We start from the raw sequence: 15,409 nt of genomic DNA on the forward strand, positions 1-15,409 counted from the left end.
TATGATAACAATTCATAAAGGTGCTTATGTCTAAGAACATGAGTTAAAAGGGAAGCCGGTTCAATTCCGGCGCGGTCCCGCCACTGTATGTGAGAGGAATCTGCTAGATGCCACTGAAGCGATGCTTTGGGAAGGTGCAGAAACCGACGACCACAAGCCAGGAGACCTGCCTTTATGACGACACACCCAAACGCCTGCGAGGAAAGGCTGGATGCGCATGCTTTTTTATGGCGTCCTTTCCATCCCTCGCAGTTTGCTGCGGGGGATTTTGTGTTCCCAAGAAAATTTTTCAACCTTTTGTACCTGAATTGTTTAAGGAGTTATTTCTATCATTTAATAAAATGGCTAGATAAGTTGAGCTAAAGAAATAGCATTTTATATATCGCTGCGACTATCAGAGAAAACTCTAAAGATATGGAGTGAAACAGCGAAGACTCCTGCGGCTTAGCGAGACGACCGATACACCGCAGGGAGCGCAGCGGACGAGGAGGATTGGGCGCGAGCCCGCTGGAAAGCGTAGCTGTTTTACGGAATATCTACTACTACAAATTATTAGTTCAATTTATATAGATAAAGCATTACAAACAACAAGGGGGTTTTATTCATGAAGAAGATTTGGAAATTTGGAGCAACAGCAGGGTTGGCCGCGGTTTTAATGGCAGGGTGCGGAGATACGGCAACACCGGTGGAAGAAGACGTGGAAACACCGGCAGAACCGCCGACAGAAGTGGTGGATGTTGAATTTCCAGTGACCATGACGGATGCAGTCGGGGAAGAAGTGGTCATTGAGGAAGAACCGGAAGCTATTGTCTCAATGGTGCCGTCGAATACGGAAATCGTCTATGAGTTAGGGGCGGGCGACAAAATGGTCGGGGTCTCGGATTTTGACAATTACCCGGAAGAGGCAACAGAAGTCGAGAAAATCGGCGGCCAGGAATTCAATGTGGAGAAAATCATCAGCCTTCAGCCGGACTTGGTGCTGGCCCATGAATCCGGACTGGGTGTCGGAGACGCAGGCTTACAGCAATTGCGTGATGCGGGACTTGATGTATTCGTCGTCAATAATGCGATCAGTTTTGAAGAAGTCTATGATTCCATCACGGTTATCGCGCAAGCGACCGGTACGATGGAAGCAGCGGAAAGCATTGTTTCAGAAATGGAAGTACAAGTGGCGGAAATCGAGGAACTGGCAAGTACAATCGAAGAGCCGAAAACAGTCTTTTTGGAAGTTGGCAGCCAGCCGGACATCTATACGACCGGTAAAGGGACATTTATGGACGAAATGCTGACACTCATCAACGCTGAAAATGTAGCCGGCGATTTGGAAGGTTGGGTAAGCATGGATCCGGAAGCCATCGTTGCGGCTAATCCAGATGTGATCATTACAACTGAGGGTGCCTATGTAGAAGACGCTGTCGAACAGATCAAATCACGCAGCGGCTTCGCAGAAGTGACTGCTGTTAAAGAAGAAGCTGTCTATAACCTGGATTCGGATATGCTCACCCGTTCAGGCCCACGCTTATCAGAAGGGCTGATGGAAATGGCGCAAGCTGTTTACCCTGAAGTTTTCAATGACTAAGAATGTACTGGCATACAGCGTCTCGCTGCTGATTTTAGCAGGAGCCGTACTGCTGGGAGTAACGGTCGGAACGGTCTCCATTTCACCGGTCGTGCTGTGGAATCCGTCAGCGGATGAAGCAGCTGCCAATATACTATGGAACATCCGCATGCCCCGTGTCATTTTAGCAGGGCTTGTCGGTGCGGCGCTGGCGATTGCCGGTGCAGCGTTTCAGGGGCTTCTGAAGAATCCACTGGCCGATCCTTACACCTTGGGAGTGTCTTCCGGTGCCTCAGTCGGCGCTGTGATGACGCTCTTTTTTGGTATTTCGATTCCGTTTCTGGGACCATTCACCTTACCGGTCATGAGCATGATCGGTGCGCTTTTGACGATGCTTGCCGTCATGAGCTTCGCCAAGCTGGTGGACCGCTCCATGAAAATGGAAACGGTCATTTTGACAGGCATCATCTTCAGTTCATTTCTCGGATCGATCATTTCCCTGATGATCGCGTTGACCGGGGAAGAATTGCGCCAAATCATCGGCTGGCTGCTCGGCAGTGTGTCGATGCGGGGCTGGCCATACGTACGGATGGCGCTGCCCTTCGTTTTGATCGGCTCTTTCGTTTTATGGCTGAAGCGCCGTGAGTTGAACGCCATGCTGTTCGGGGAAGAGCGCGCGCAGCATTTAGGTGTGGATGTCAAAAAGAGCAAAATGACGATTTTAATCGGTGGTTCGGTACTGACGGGAGCAGCTGTTTCGGTTTCAGGAACCATCGGCTTTGTCGGCTTGGTCGTTCCGCATATGACCCGGTTGCTGTGGGGTTCGGACCATCGGCACGTTTTGCCTTTATCGTTCATCAACGGAGCAGCTCTTTTGATTGTCTGTGATTTGGTATCACGAACCATCATTTCACCGACGGAATTGCCGATCGGTGTCATTACCGCCTTTATTGGAGCGCCGGTATTTGCATTCATCTTTTTCCGACAACGCAAAGGAGGAGCTTAACTATGCTTGAAATAAAAGGGCTGACAGGCGGTTACGGCGATCAGGATATCGTCAAAGACGTATCGTTTACTGTCGATAAAGGCTCAATTCTCGGTATTTTAGGACCAAACGGGAGCGGCAAATCGACCCTGATGAAACTGATCAGCGGCGTGCTGCCGGCAGCAAAAGGGGATGTCCGGATAGACGGTGTATCGGTTGCTGATTTTCCGGCAAAGGATTTGGCCAGAAAAATGGCGGTCTTGCCTCAATTGCATGCCCACGCTTTTGCCCATACCGTCCGGGAAACGATTTCACTTGGCAGATACCCACATCAAAGCGGCTGGTTTTCTTCCTGGTCGGAAGAAGATGAGCAGGCCGTACTGCAGGCGATGCGCCTGATGGACATCAGCCATTACGAAAAAACTCAGATCGACCGGATGTCGGGCGGCGAACAACAGCGCGTCTTTGTGGCTCAGGCACTGGCGCAGGATGCAGGAATTCTGTTGCTGGATGAGCCGACCAACCATCTGGACATCAACCATCAGAAGGAATTACTCGACACCATCAAAAAGCAGGCCATCGAAAAAGACTTGACGATTGTCTCCATTTTTCATGATATCAACCTGGCGTCGATGTATTGCGATCAATTGCTGCTGCTGGACCGGGGACAGGTTGTCCGGATCGGCGAACCGCATGAAGTGGTTCGGGAACAGGACATCGAAACGGTCTATCATACACGCGTCAGCAATCATCCGCATCCTGAATTGCCGAAGCCGCAGATCACTTTATTGCCTGGGATCGAACGTGAAGCCGATTTCCACACCATACGCGCTGAGGAATTTCAGATTTCCAAAGATATGGTCCTTTATGAAAGCCCGATTCCGTTAAAGACGGTTTCTTCAGCGGTTGTCAACGCGGGTTCCGGATGGTTCCGTAACTTTATGAACCGCCATGTGGATGCTTTTTATAATATCAATGACAGCGTCCAGGAAATGTCCGATTTCATTGAACTGAGCGGATTGAAGACGACGGATACGGTAGGGATGATGACCGCTGTCCAGACGCAGGACGCCATCATCAAAGAATACCTTGGTCCATTCGGTTCAGTCGTGATTGCTGTTACGGCGGGCGTCGGCAACGGCGTGGATGTCTCGAAAGCCGTGGAGCGTACATTGCGCGTCGGGACCATCAACACATGGATACTGGTCAATGGTGTATTATCAGATGAAGCTTTTATCCAGGCGATGATCACCGCGACAGAAGCCAAAACAAAAGCACTCCAGCAGGAACAGGTCAAAGATCCGTTGACGGGTACGATCGCAACGGGCACATCTACGGACAGCTGCCTGGTGGCGGCAACGCAGCAGGGCGAACAATTGCCTTACGCGGGACCTATCACCGAACTTGGAAAATTGATCGGTGTCGGTGTTTTTGAATGCACCATCGAAGCGCTCAAACTCTACCAGCAGGCGAAAGCGAAAAGCATATGATTCCTCATTTGAGTGCCATTGCGCTGGGATTGGCCATCGACCGCATCGTCGGTGATCCACCGAATTGGCCGCATCCGGTTCGCTGGATCGGCACAGCCATCACCAAGCTGACCAAACGATGGAACCACGGGCCGAACGCCTTCCGAAACGGTTTCCTGCTGCTGGCGACGATTGCAGTTTCGTCCTTTTTGATCGTATACGCGATTGTTTTTTTGGCCTATTCACTGAATGTCTTTGCAGGAATTGCTGTTGAAGCACTGCTCATCGCTTCGGGCCTGGCCCAAAAGAGCCTGAAGGATGCAGCGATGGATGTCTACAATCCGCTGACGAACAAACACATGGAACTGGCACGAGAGAAATTGTCATGGATTGTCGGCAGAGATACCGTTGGGTTAAGTGAAAGCGAAATTACGAGAGGCGTCGTAGAAACGGTATCAGAAAATACCAGTGACGGGGTAACAGCTCCGTTGTTCTGGGCATTTCTTTTAGGCGCACCCGGCTTATGGCTTTACAAAGCGGTCAATACGCTGGATTCGATGGTCGGCTACCAGAATGAGGAGTATGAGAAATTCGGCTTTGCCTCCGCAAAAGCGGACGATGTCTTGAACTTTATTCCGAGCCGACTGACGGGGATGTTGATTTTATTGATGACGGAAAATAAGCGTTCACTGACCATGCGTCAGCGTTTTTCAGAATGGCTGCGGGATGCTCCGAAGCACCCGAGCCCGAACAGCGGCTGGCTGGAAGCGGCGACTGCCGTGCAATTGGGGGTAGAACTTGGTGGAGTGAACCGCTACAAGGGAGTCGAGTCGGACCGTGCGCGTATGGGAAGACCGATTCATCCACTGGAAGCGCATCATATCAAGGATGCCGTCAGCCATATGCAGACGGTCACCATGGGTTTTTTCATTTTATTTGCCTTAGGAGGAATTTTGCTTGGAGTTGCCTAATCACGGAGCCAATCCGCTGCGTTTATACAAACAGGCAGGCATCAGTCCGCCACAACATATTTTGGATTTCAGTGAAAACGTCCACCCATTCGGACCGCCGGATTTTCTGGTGGAGCAATGGCCGGAAATGCTGGCCTTAACCCGTTCCTATCCGGATCCGGACGGAGAACCGTTCCGTACGGCCGCTGCAGAATACCATGGGGTCGCAGCCAATCAAGTGGCTGCAGGAAACGGCGCGGCCGAGATTTTCACTTGGCTGGCCAGAAGATACCGTGGCCAGCAGGTGGTCTTGGTCGAACCGGCATTTTCCGAATATCGCCAGTCACTGGAAGCGGAAAATGTCCGGATTAAAGAGATTCAATTGCAACCGGAAACCGGCTGGCGATTGACGGCCCAAAACGTTCAGGAGGCAATTTCAGGTTGTGCGGCTCTGTATATCTGCAACCCGCACAATCCTACAGGTACATTGCTGAACCTGGGTGAACTTCAGGAGATCGCGCAGATTTGCTTGGAAAATAACTGCGAACTCGTCATCGACGAGGCGTTTATCGATTTTATTGGAGAAGAAGCATCCTTTATGCCATTTTTAATGAGCTTTCCGGATGTCATCATCGTTCGGTCGATGACTAAAATGTATGCGATACCAGGACTCCGCCTCGGTTATGTGATCAGCCAGGCCGAAACGATTGGCCAACTGAAGCAGGGGGCGGCGCATTGGAACGTCAACGCCTTATCTGCGGCCATCGGTGCCCAATGCTTGGCCGAAGCGGCTTACCGCAGCAAAGTCATTACGGCTGCAACGGAAGAACGTCGGAAGATGCAGCAGTTTTTGGCGAGGAACCAATGCCGGACAAGTGATTCTGTAGTCAACTTCCTGGCCTTCCAACTGCCGGACCCGGATAGATCCGCTGCATTTTTTAGGGAGCTCCTGAAAACAGGAGTCGTCCTGCGGCATACCGAATCGTTCCAGGGGATGGATGGCAAATGGTTCCGAATTGGTATGAAGTCAACCGAAAACATGAACATATTGCGGGAGGCGATTAAGGAATGGCTCGAGGGCAATTGATTTTTATCAGCGGAGGGGTCCGAAGCGGCAAAAGCGCTTATGCAGAGTCAATCGTCTGCGCAGCCGGCAACCGCCGGAAAATCTATTTGGCGAGCGGACGGGCTTACGATGAAGAAATGAAAGACCGCATTGAACGCCACCGGAAAGATCGTCAGGAAGATGGCTGGCAGACAATCGAAAAGGCCTATCGTATGGACAGTGTTCTGGATGAACTGCAAGCGGAAGACTTGGTACTATGGGATTGTGTGACGACTTGGCTCGCCAATGAACTGTACGAAGGGTGGGAGACAGGCAGCGTGTGTGCCGAAAAGCCAGGGTGCATGGAACAGAAATGGAACAGCCTCCAAAAGACGATTCTCGAAATGCTGGAAACCGTTGATTTATTGACAGTCGTCTCGAACGAAGTGCTGGACGACTTCGTGCGCGACGAACTTTACCAAAGCTGGCTCGGGCGCATCCATATTTGGCTCGTGCAGCAAGCAGATCAGGCTATCGAAATGGAAAATGGGCTGGCATTCAGAAGGAAGTGAAAAGATGCGCGGAATAATGATTCAAGGCACCGCTTCAGATGTCGGTAAAAGCATGATCTGTACAGCTTTTTGCCGAATACTTTCTGATGAGGGACTGAAAGTAGCTCCTTTCAAATCACAGAACATGTCGAATAACTCCTATGTGACCGTGCTGGGCGAAGAAATCGGCCGTGCGCAGGGCGTGCAGGCGGAAGCTGCCCGTACAGTGGCGACTGCCGATATGAACCCAATCCTCTTAAAGCCTGAAAGCGGCATGAAATCGCAAGTGGTCCTCTTCGGCAATAAACTGGAAACGATGGACGGCATGGACTACCGGGCACAATTTTATGAAAAAGGGCTGGCTGCAATCGATCAGGCACTGGGCAATCTGGCAAAAGATTTTACCCATTTAATCATCGAAGGAGCCGGCAGTCCGGCCGAAGTCAATTTGAACGACCGGGAACTGGTCAATATGACAGTTGCGAAACGTGCGGATGTACCGGTGATTCTCGTTGCCGACATTGAACGCGGCGGCGTGTTTGCCTCGATTGTCGGAACGCTCGCCTTGATTCCGGAACGGGAGCGTGTGAAAGGGCTGATCATCAATAAATTCCGCGGGGATGCCCGACTTTTTGATGACGGTGTCCGTTTCTTGGAATCCTATACGGGCATTCCCGTGCTCGGTGTCGTCCCCTATATGGCCAGCCATGAAATCGAACAGGAAGATTCACTCGGTGTTCAGGCGGTGCAGCGGGTATCTAGCGTAGAAGATGCGATTGAACTGGTGATCTGCCGGCATCCTTATATCTCGAATTTTACGGATATCGAACCCTTCCTGAATGAGCCGGATGTGACGATCCGCTGGGCGGAAACGGTCGAAGACATCGGACAGCCGGATATCCTTTTGCTGCCGGGCACCAAAAGCACGATTGCTGATCTGCGCTATTGGAAGGAGCAGGGGCTTAGCGCCAAACTGCAAACCTTGAAGGAGGATACCTGGATTGTCGGCTTATGCGGAGGCTATCAGATGTTTGCCGAAACCCTGTCGGACCCGGAAGGCCATGACGGCTTTGCTGCAGAAAGCGAAGAAGGGTTTGGTTTGGTGCCGAATATGCGTGTCCATTTTCAAGAACAGAAAGTAGTCCAAAGGCAGAGCGGAACGGTGAAGTTTGCAGAAGCAATAATCAGCGTGTCCGGCTACGAGATTCATCACGGCAACGTGTCTGGGACGGAACACCCGCTTATAAGCTGTGAACGTTCTGTCGAAGGTTATTTCCACGGCCATCTGCTGGGCACGCATCTGCATGGGTTTTTCCGTGAGCCCCATTGCCGTACCGCTTTCCTGGCACCGATCCGAAAGCAGAAGAACCTGCCATTGCCCGCGCCTGAAAAGCTGGAGGATCCTTTTGACCGCTGGGCAAAGCATGTCAGGCGGCATCTGAACTGGCAGAAAGTCGAAGAAATAATGGAGGGAAGCCGATGATCCGCCTTCTGGGAACAGGAATTCTGTTGGTGCTTCAATTTTTCTCGGTGATTCCTGTGAAAAAGCAGCTGCCGATGGAAAAAGCCCCTATCACGGCTATGTATGCCATGTTGCCTTTATTGGGCCTGTTATTTGGCAGCACGCTGGCAGGGGCGGTCTGGCTGCTGCGGGAAACAACTGACACCAGTTCGCTGATGATCGGTTTTGTAGTTGTTGTCATCAGTATCGTGCTGACCGGTGGGTTGCATATGGACGGCCTGGCTGATACAGGAGATGCTTTTTTCTCTTACCAGGACCGGGAAAAACGACTTGATATTATGGGCGACCCACGGATTGGCGCGTTCGGTTCCATGGTTTTGCTGCTGTCGATTGTCGGGAAAATCATTATCGTAGCAGAATCCATAGAACTTGTTTCGCTGGTGCTGGTTTTATTTGTTCCGATCTTATCCAGAATCGGTTTGTTGATCCTATTCAGCTCCACGAAATCAGCGAAGCGGGAAGGTTTGGCGGCATTCTTTCAGCAGCATGCGGATCATAAGAGACTGAAGCTCGCAGCTGTTAGTTTATTGGCTGTCAGTTTTGCCTTCCTGGCTTGGAGCACGAGTTTCGGAATCGCCTTTATATTGCTGGTGCTCCTGCTCGTTTCGCTCTGGCTATTCCGCGCTTGGTGCTTGCGGAATTTCGGTGGGGTGACGGGTGACTTGTTTGGTGCTTATGTGGAAGGAGTGGAGATTCTATTATGGATCAGCCTTTTGTTCTTCGTTTAATCCGTCATGCCCCTACACGAGGCAATCAACAAAAACGCTATATCGGCTGGACGGACGAGTCGATCTTGCCGTTTCAGGCAGAACCTGACCTGGCATTGAAGAATGTTATCGGCAGTGACTTGAAACGCTGCCGGCAGACGGCTGAGGTGCTATTTCCAAATGCGGTCTACCGGGCAAACCGGGATTTGCGGGAATGCCATTTCGGCGAATGGGAAATGAAAACCTATGAACAACTGAAAGAGATTCAGTTGTACCGGAATTGGATAGACGAACCATGGAATATCCGGCCCCCTGGCGGTGAAAGTTTGAACGACATGGCGAAGCGGGTCGAACAGGGCATACGTAAGCTGCCGAATGACAGCGAAGTGACGCTGGTTCTCCATGGCGGCCCGATTCGCTACCTGATGGCTCAGGCGTTGGGTGAAAGATTTCAAGATCAAATTGCGCTGCACGGCGGCTGCCACATTTTGACCTGGCAAAGCCGACAGGCATTCGAGGAGCGGGAATTATGCACATCGTTTTCGGTGGAGCCTTTAACGGCAAACGGCACTATGTGAAAGAGCAATTGAAAAAACAGGATATCGACTGGAATGAAGGCCGGTTACCTGCACCGGCAGCTGCTGAAACCATTGTTGTCATCGCCGGTTTGGAGCTTTGGGTGAAACAGCAGCTTGAACAGGGGCTGTCAGAAGAACAACTGATCGGGCAAGTGAGGAGAACAGCTGGCCATGGCCAAGCACAGCAAATTTGGGTTTTAACGGATCTGAACCGGGGCATCGTACCGACCGAACGCATCGAGCGCGAAATACGCGATGTTATCGGACGGCTGTATCAGTTTTTATTTTCCGAAGCTGAAGAAATTACACGGATTTGGTACGGCATACCAGAAAAAATTAAAGGGGCGGATAAAGATGAAGATTTACACGAAAACAGGAGATAAAGGGCAAACCAGTTTAATCGGAGCGCGTACAGATAAAGATGCGCCGCGCGTTGAAGCATACGGCACGATTGACGAAGTGAATTCATTTATCGGCAAGGCGATGACTGAATTGGAGCCGGAGACATATGCCGATCTGCTGGCGGATCTGGAAGCAATCCAAAATGAATTATTCGACTGTGGCGGCGATTTGGCCGATGTCCGCAAAGAACCCAATTACAAAATGACGGAAGAGCCGGTAGAAGTTCTGGAGAAGCGCATCGATGAATTGATGGAGGAACCGCCTTTGCTGGAACGCTTTATCCTGCCTGGGGGATCTCCTGCAGCAGCAACGCTTCATATTGCGCGCACCATCACACGCCGTGCAGAACGCCAGACAGTGACATTGATGAGAGCAGGAGAAGATTTTCCGCCTGTAGTTCAGCGCTATCTAAACCGTTTGTCTGATTACCTGTTCGCCGCATCACGCGTCGTCAATTCGCGTGCGAATGTGCCGGATAACGAATATGTGCGCAGCGCCAAAGTGTTCAAGAATGGCGGGCGCAGCAAAAAGTCGGTGGATTGAGTTGTCGACGAGAAAATTGGCACTTGCGGCTCTTTTCATCAGCTTATCCGCAATCGGAGGCATGATCAAGATTCCGCTCGGCATCGCGTCCATCGCGCTCGATTCGATGCCGGCACTAGTGGCCGTGCTGTTCTTTTCAGCGCCGCTCGCCGGAACGATTGCGGCATTCGGCCATTTGATTTCAGCTTTGTTCGGGGGCATGCCACTCGGGCCGTTTCATCTGATCATCGCGTTTGAAATGTGGGCAGTGGTGTGGCTGTTCGCGAAGCTGCATCAGTCCGGCAACCAATGGCTGAAATGGCCGGCATTCATCATCGGCAACGGAGTGCTTGCGGCAATCCCGTTCTATTTCCTGCTGTCACCGGCATTTTTCTATGCGTCGGTGCCCGGGCTGGTGATTGCGGCCGCGATCAATGTCGGGGTTGCAGCGATGCTGATGCCTTATGTGCTAAAAGTTCGTGGAGGGTCTCTGCATGCGTCATGAACTTTTGATCGATGGCTTTGTCATCACTTCAGATAATTCAGCTGCAATCGGTGAAAAGCAGCAGGATGTGGTCTACGCTCCCGATGCCATAACGGCTAAGTTTGCGGCGCGGGTTGCGCTCCTTGAGCAATGGGCGGCGGGCAGCGAAGCGCAGGCAATACTGCTGCACAACTTCAGCGGGGCCGATCGATGGGATGTCTATATGCACGGCATCGTCAATCTTTTCGCTGAAGCAGAAACGCCAGTGCCGCCAGTTTCAGGAAGCTCAGAAACCAATATGCCGACGCTGCAATCCGGCATCGCTGTGACAATGATCGGCAAACAGCAACGGACACAGCCGCCTGCCGAATCGCTGCAGTGGTTCGTCTACGGTGTTCCACTAGTCGGGGAAGATGTCCTGGCGAAGGCAGATCAAGTCGCCAATCTCGCTGCCATCAAGAAAGCTTTTGAATCGGAGCTGATTGAACGTGTTTGGCCAGTCGGATCGAAAGGCATCGCGCATGAAGTGGAATTGTTGATGGGCAAGTCAAAGGGATTTTCCACAGTTCCTGACGTCGACAGCTCCGCTGGGCCGGCGACCTGCGTCCTGATCGGTGTCCTGCCGTCAAATAGAGGACGTGTTCAAGATTATTTCAAAGAACAACTTTTTCCGATCGAATTCCAATAGAGCAGAAACATCATCCATGAGTGGATGATGTTTTTTTGTCGAGGAAAAATTTATTCGAGGAGCAAAAGAACTGTAGATTTTACAATCTTGAACTGGTATCTTATGGATAGTAAATAGTCAAAAGCCGAAATTTGAAAACTCTTTTAAATAATTGTTGACTGAATGCTCATTCATATTTTAATATAGAACATAGTATCGACAAGTTGTTCTCATTCACGTAGACTTTGGGTATGGAATTTTTAGAATATACACACAAGGGGGATATCACGATGGAGCCATTGCTTATTGCCAACTGGATTTTATTCATAGCTGTAACCGCTTACGCCATCTATCTCTTCATTTATTTATTGAAGTCGAGATATGATTTTATCAAACTCGGGAAAAAGGTTGAGTTTGAAGAGAATTTCAACGAGCGATTGCGCAAAGTTATGGTCAATGTTTTTGGACAAAAGAAATTAATGAAAGATAAGAAGAGCGGTACGATCCACGTCATGTTCTTCTACGGCTTCCTGCTGGTTCAGGCGAGCGCCATTGATTTCATCATCAAAGGCCTATCTCCGGATTCACATTTGCCGCTCGGCCCGCTTTACCCGGCCTTCACTTTTTTCCAGGAAATCGTGACGTTGACGATTTTGGTTGCAGTGGTCTGGGCATTCTATAGACGCTATATCGAAAAATTGGTTCGCTTGAAGCGCGGATGGAAATCGGGGCTTGTCCTTATTTTTATTGGTGGACTGATGGTGACTGTGTTAATCGGCAACGGAATGAACATGATCTGGCACGGCCACGAAGGTGCCTGGACAGAACCCGTTGCTTCACTTGTGGCGGCTGCCTTCGCTTGGTTGCCTGAAGCTGCAACTGTAACGATTTTCTACGTTATGTGGTGGGCGCATCTATTGTTCCTGCTGACGTTCCTGGTTTATGTTCCACAATCCAAGCACGCTCACTTGATCTTCGGGCCGGTCAACACCTGGTTCCACCGAGTTGATCATGTCGGACGCTTGAAGCCGATCAACTTTGAAGAAATGGAAGATGAAGAAGATCCGGATGCCATGCCTTCATTCGGTGTTGGAAAAATTACCGACTTCACTCAGGGGCAAATGATCGATTTTTACGCCTGCGTAGAATGCGGACGCTGTACGAATATGTGTCCGGCAACCGGGACAGGAAAAATGTTGTCTCCGATGGATCTTATTACAAAACTCCGTGACAACCTGACAAACACAGGTGCGGTCATGACACAGAAAAAACCATGGGTGCCGGCAATGGCATTCAGCAATACACAAGGAAACCAATTGGCGATGGCTGCCGGTGCTGAAGGAATCAGCATCGACGAACTATATAGCCCGAGCTTGATCGGAGACGTCATCACAGAAGAAGAAATCTGGGCATGTACGACTTGCCGTAACTGTGAAGACCAATGTCCGGTTATGAACGAGCACGTCGATAAAATCATCGACCTTCGCCGTTACCTGGTAATGACGGAAGGAAAAATGGACAAAGATGCGCAGCGCGCGATGACAAACATCGAAAAGCAAGGGAATCCTTGGGGCCTTAACCGCAAAGAAAAAGAGAACTGGAGAGATGCACGTCCAGATATCTCGATTCCGACAGTAAAAGAAATGAACAAAGCAGGCGAAGAATTCGAATTCCTTTTCTGGGTTGGATCGATGGGTTCATTCGACAGCCGCTCACAAAAAATCGCTTTGTCATTTGCCCGTCTGATGAATGAAGCCGGTGTGAAATTCGCGATTCTCGGCAACAAAGAAAAGAACTCTGGAGATACGCCGCGCCGCCTCGGAAACGAATTCCTGTTCCAGGAACTGGCGACAGGCAATATCAAAGAATTTGAAAAAGCGGAAGTCAAGAAAATCGTCACGATTGACCCGCATGCTTACAATATCTTCAAAAATGAATACCCGGATTTCGGTTTCAAAGCTGAAGTTTATCACCATACCGAAATGCTGTTCGAACTGGTGCAGGACGGACGTTTGAAACCGCAATTCCCGGTGAACGAACGAATCACGTTCCACGATTCCTGTTACCTCGGCCGCTACAACGATGTCTATGACGCACCGCGCGAGATATTGAAAGCGATCGAAGGCGTGGAATTGGTCGAAATGGTCCGTAACCGACAAGACGGCATGTGCTGTGGAGCCGGCGGCGGAATGATGTGGATGGAAGAAGACGCAGGCCATCGCGTCAATGTGGCCCGTACTGAACAGGCACTCGAAGTCAGCCCGACAATGATTTCTTCCGGTTGTCCATACTGCCTGACGATGCTGTCAGATGGAACGAAAGCCAAAGAAGTCGAAGACGAGGTTGGCACATACGATGTGGCTGAACTGTTGGAAATGGCCGTTCTCGGAAACGAAACACCAGAACCGGAAGCGATTGTCCAGTAAACATCCACAAGAACGCTTCAATAATTAATAATTGCTTAATGACAGAAAATTGAGTAGAATAACAGCATAAGCAAAAGAAGGAAGGGAGTGAATGCTCCCTTTTCTTTTGGAATCAAACCGAGCGAGCGTTCAGTCAATTTTATGAGTTGAATGAAATTCAGCTCAAAAAAATTTGCGACGAAGCTAGCGAAGCGATGCAGGAGCACCGGGTTTTTATGAGCTGGTTTGTGGAATATCCACGGTGGGATAGAGTCATGACAAAAAGTCAAATCAACCTAACTCACCAATTATATTTTTTTAATACATTTGAAACCGTTTACACGAAAACGAAAAGGGGAGGAAAATATTCATGGCAAAAACAGTCATCATCGATGGGGCACGCACAGCATTCGGGAAATTCGGAGGAAACTTGAGCACATTGACGGCAAGCGAACTCGGGGCAGAAGCGATCAAAGCGGCAATGAGCCGTTCAGATATCCAGCCGGAAGATGTCCAGGAAGTCATCATGGGCAATGTTCTGCAGGCAGGGCAAGGGCAGATCCCTTCACGCCAGGCAGCGAAAAAAGCAGGGATTCCTTACAACGTCAAATCCGAAACAATCAATAAAGTATGTGCATCCGGCATGCGCAGCGTCACATTGGCAGACCAGATCATCCGCTTAGGTGATGAAGAAGTCATCGTTGCAGGCGGCATGGAGTCCATGTCCAATGCACCTTATTATCTTCCGAAAGCGCGTTGGGGCCTTCGCATGGGCGATGCTCAAGTCGTTGATGGCATGGTCCATGACGGTTTATCCTGCTCATTTCATCCCGACAAAGTCCATATGGGGACATACGGAAACTCGACCGCAGAAGATTTTAACCTGACGCGTGAAGCGCAGGACGAATGGTCCGCCCGTTCACATGAACGCGCCATTAAAGCGAAGGATCTATTTTCTGAAGAAATCGTCGCCATCGACATTCCGCAGCGCAAAGGGGATCCCATTACAGTTGATGTTGATGAAGCGCCACGCGCCAATTCTACCATCGATGCATTGGCGAAACTGAAGCCGGCATTCGGCAAAGACGGAACAATCACTGCAGGAAACGCGCCCGGCATCAATGATGGGGCGGTGGCGCTTGTGCTGATGAGTGAAGAACGTGCACAGAATGAAGGGAAAAACGTCTTGGCGCATATTTTGTCTCACACCGAAGTGGCGATCGAGCCGCATCGTTTCCCGGAAACGCCTGGTATCGTCATTAATGAATTACTGAAGAAAACCGGTAAATCGCTGGATGATATCGATCTGTTTGAGATCAACGAGGCATTCGCGGCGGTTGCGCTGGCGAGTTCGAAAATCGCTGGTTTGGACGCTGAAAAAGTCAATGTCAACGGTGGATCAGTTGCACTTGGGCATCCAATCGGGGCGAGCGGTGCACGGATCATCCTGACATTAGCCTACGAGTTGAAACGCCGCGGAGGCGGTATCGGCATCGCAGCCATCTGTTCAGGTGGCGGTCAAGGCGACGCGGTCATGATCGAAGTTCCTAAGGAGGCAAAATAA

The 15,409-nt window shown here is 50.4% G+C and carries 15 protein-coding genes and 1 riboswitch; all 15 genes read left to right on the forward strand.

The features are described 5' to 3' along the window. The first annotated feature begins 1 nt into the window (after nt 1). A riboswitch (cobalamin riboswitch) is annotated at nt 2–188 on the forward strand. Between the two features lie 416 nt (nt 189–604). The 15 genes from K8U60_RS13020 (at nt 605) to K8U60_RS13090 (ending at nt 15,409) form a co-directional block, all read left to right on the forward strand. Continuing rightward, entirely contained in the window at nt 605–1,579 is a 975-nt protein-coding gene (locus tag K8U60_RS13020; protein WP_223640166.1) for an ABC transporter substrate-binding protein, read from the forward strand. After that, nucleotides 1,572–2,564, forward strand: a complete 993-nt coding sequence (locus tag K8U60_RS13025) for a FecCD family ABC transporter permease (RefSeq protein WP_223640169.1) — start codon at nt 1,572–1,574, stop codon at nt 2,562–2,564. Before K8U60_RS13020 ends, K8U60_RS13025 begins: the two co-directional genes overlap by 8 nt. 2 nt (nt 2,565–2,566) lie before the next feature. Beyond that, complete coding sequence (locus K8U60_RS13030) at nt 2,567–4,033, forward strand: adenosylcobinamide amidohydrolase (RefSeq protein ID WP_223640172.1); 1,467 nt, start codon at nt 2,567–2,569, stop codon at nt 4,031–4,033. Beyond that, entirely contained in the window at nt 4,030–4,983 is a 954-nt protein-coding gene (gene cbiB, locus K8U60_RS13035; RefSeq protein ID WP_223640177.1) for an adenosylcobinamide-phosphate synthase CbiB, read from the forward strand. The genes K8U60_RS13030 and cbiB overlap by 4 nt, the downstream gene beginning before the upstream one ends. Next, nucleotides 4,970–6,049, forward strand: a complete 1,080-nt coding sequence (locus K8U60_RS13040; RefSeq protein ID WP_223640180.1) for a pyridoxal phosphate-dependent aminotransferase — start codon at nt 4,970–4,972, stop codon at nt 6,047–6,049. The genes cbiB and K8U60_RS13040 overlap by 14 nt, the downstream gene beginning before the upstream one ends. Further along, nucleotides 6,031–6,579, forward strand: coding sequence for a bifunctional adenosylcobinamide kinase/adenosylcobinamide-phosphate guanylyltransferase (locus K8U60_RS13045; RefSeq protein ID WP_223640183.1), 549 nt, complete (start codon nt 6,031–6,033; stop codon nt 6,577–6,579). The genes K8U60_RS13040 and K8U60_RS13045 overlap by 19 nt, the downstream gene beginning before the upstream one ends. A gap of 4 nt (nt 6,580–6,583) precedes the next feature. Beyond that, nucleotides 6,584–8,041 (forward strand): cobyric acid synthase, encoded by a 1,458-nt coding sequence (locus K8U60_RS13050; protein ID WP_223640186.1) that lies wholly within the window; start codon nt 6,584–6,586, stop codon nt 8,039–8,041. Beyond that, nucleotides 8,038–8,808: an adenosylcobinamide-GDP ribazoletransferase gene (cobS, locus tag K8U60_RS13055; protein ID WP_223640189.1), complete on the forward strand. Its 771-nt coding sequence runs from the start codon at nt 8,038–8,040 to the stop codon at nt 8,806–8,808. Before K8U60_RS13050 ends, cobS begins: the two co-directional genes overlap by 4 nt. Then, nucleotides 8,781–9,365, forward strand: a complete 585-nt coding sequence (locus tag K8U60_RS13060) for a histidine phosphatase family protein (RefSeq protein ID WP_223640207.1) — start codon at nt 8,781–8,783, stop codon at nt 9,363–9,365. Before cobS ends, K8U60_RS13060 begins: the two co-directional genes overlap by 28 nt. Further along, nucleotides 9,317–9,748 carry a bifunctional adenosylcobinamide kinase/adenosylcobinamide-phosphate guanylyltransferase gene (locus tag K8U60_RS13065; protein ID WP_223640210.1) on the forward strand — a complete coding sequence of 144 codons (432 nt, stop codon included), beginning with the start codon at nt 9,317–9,319 and terminating at the stop codon, nt 9,746–9,748. Before K8U60_RS13060 ends, K8U60_RS13065 begins: the two co-directional genes overlap by 49 nt. Beyond that, nucleotides 9,720–10,310 carry a cob(I)yrinic acid a,c-diamide adenosyltransferase gene (locus K8U60_RS13070; protein WP_223640212.1) on the forward strand — a complete coding sequence of 197 codons (591 nt, stop codon included), beginning with the start codon at nt 9,720–9,722 and terminating at the stop codon, nt 10,308–10,310. Before K8U60_RS13065 ends, K8U60_RS13070 begins: the two co-directional genes overlap by 29 nt. A 1-nt stretch (nt 10,311) precedes the next feature. Then, on the forward strand, nt 10,312–10,794 hold the full coding sequence (locus K8U60_RS13075; protein ID WP_223640215.1) for an ECF transporter S component: 483 nt from the start codon (nt 10,312–10,314) through the stop codon (nt 10,792–10,794). Further along, the gene (locus tag K8U60_RS13080) at nt 10,784–11,461 is read left to right on the forward strand and encodes an alpha-ribazole-5-phosphate synthase (RefSeq protein ID WP_223640219.1); all 678 of its coding nucleotides are present in this window, start codon (nt 10,784–10,786) and stop codon (nt 11,459–11,461) included. Before K8U60_RS13075 ends, K8U60_RS13080 begins: the two co-directional genes overlap by 11 nt. Nucleotides 11,462–11,730: 269 nt before the next feature. After that, nucleotides 11,731–13,866 (forward strand): (Fe-S)-binding protein, encoded by a 2,136-nt coding sequence (locus K8U60_RS13085; RefSeq protein ID WP_223640236.1) that lies wholly within the window; start codon nt 11,731–11,733, stop codon nt 13,864–13,866. 349 nt (nt 13,867–14,215) lie between these two features. After that, a complete protein-coding gene (locus tag K8U60_RS13090) occupies nt 14,216–15,409 on the forward strand; it encodes an acetyl-CoA C-acetyltransferase (protein WP_223640239.1) in 1,194 nt (397 codons plus the stop codon).

The organism is Planococcus circulans (assembly GCF_020023385.1).
Taxonomy (GTDB): domain Bacteria; phylum Bacillota; class Bacilli; order Bacillales_A; family Planococcaceae; genus Planococcus.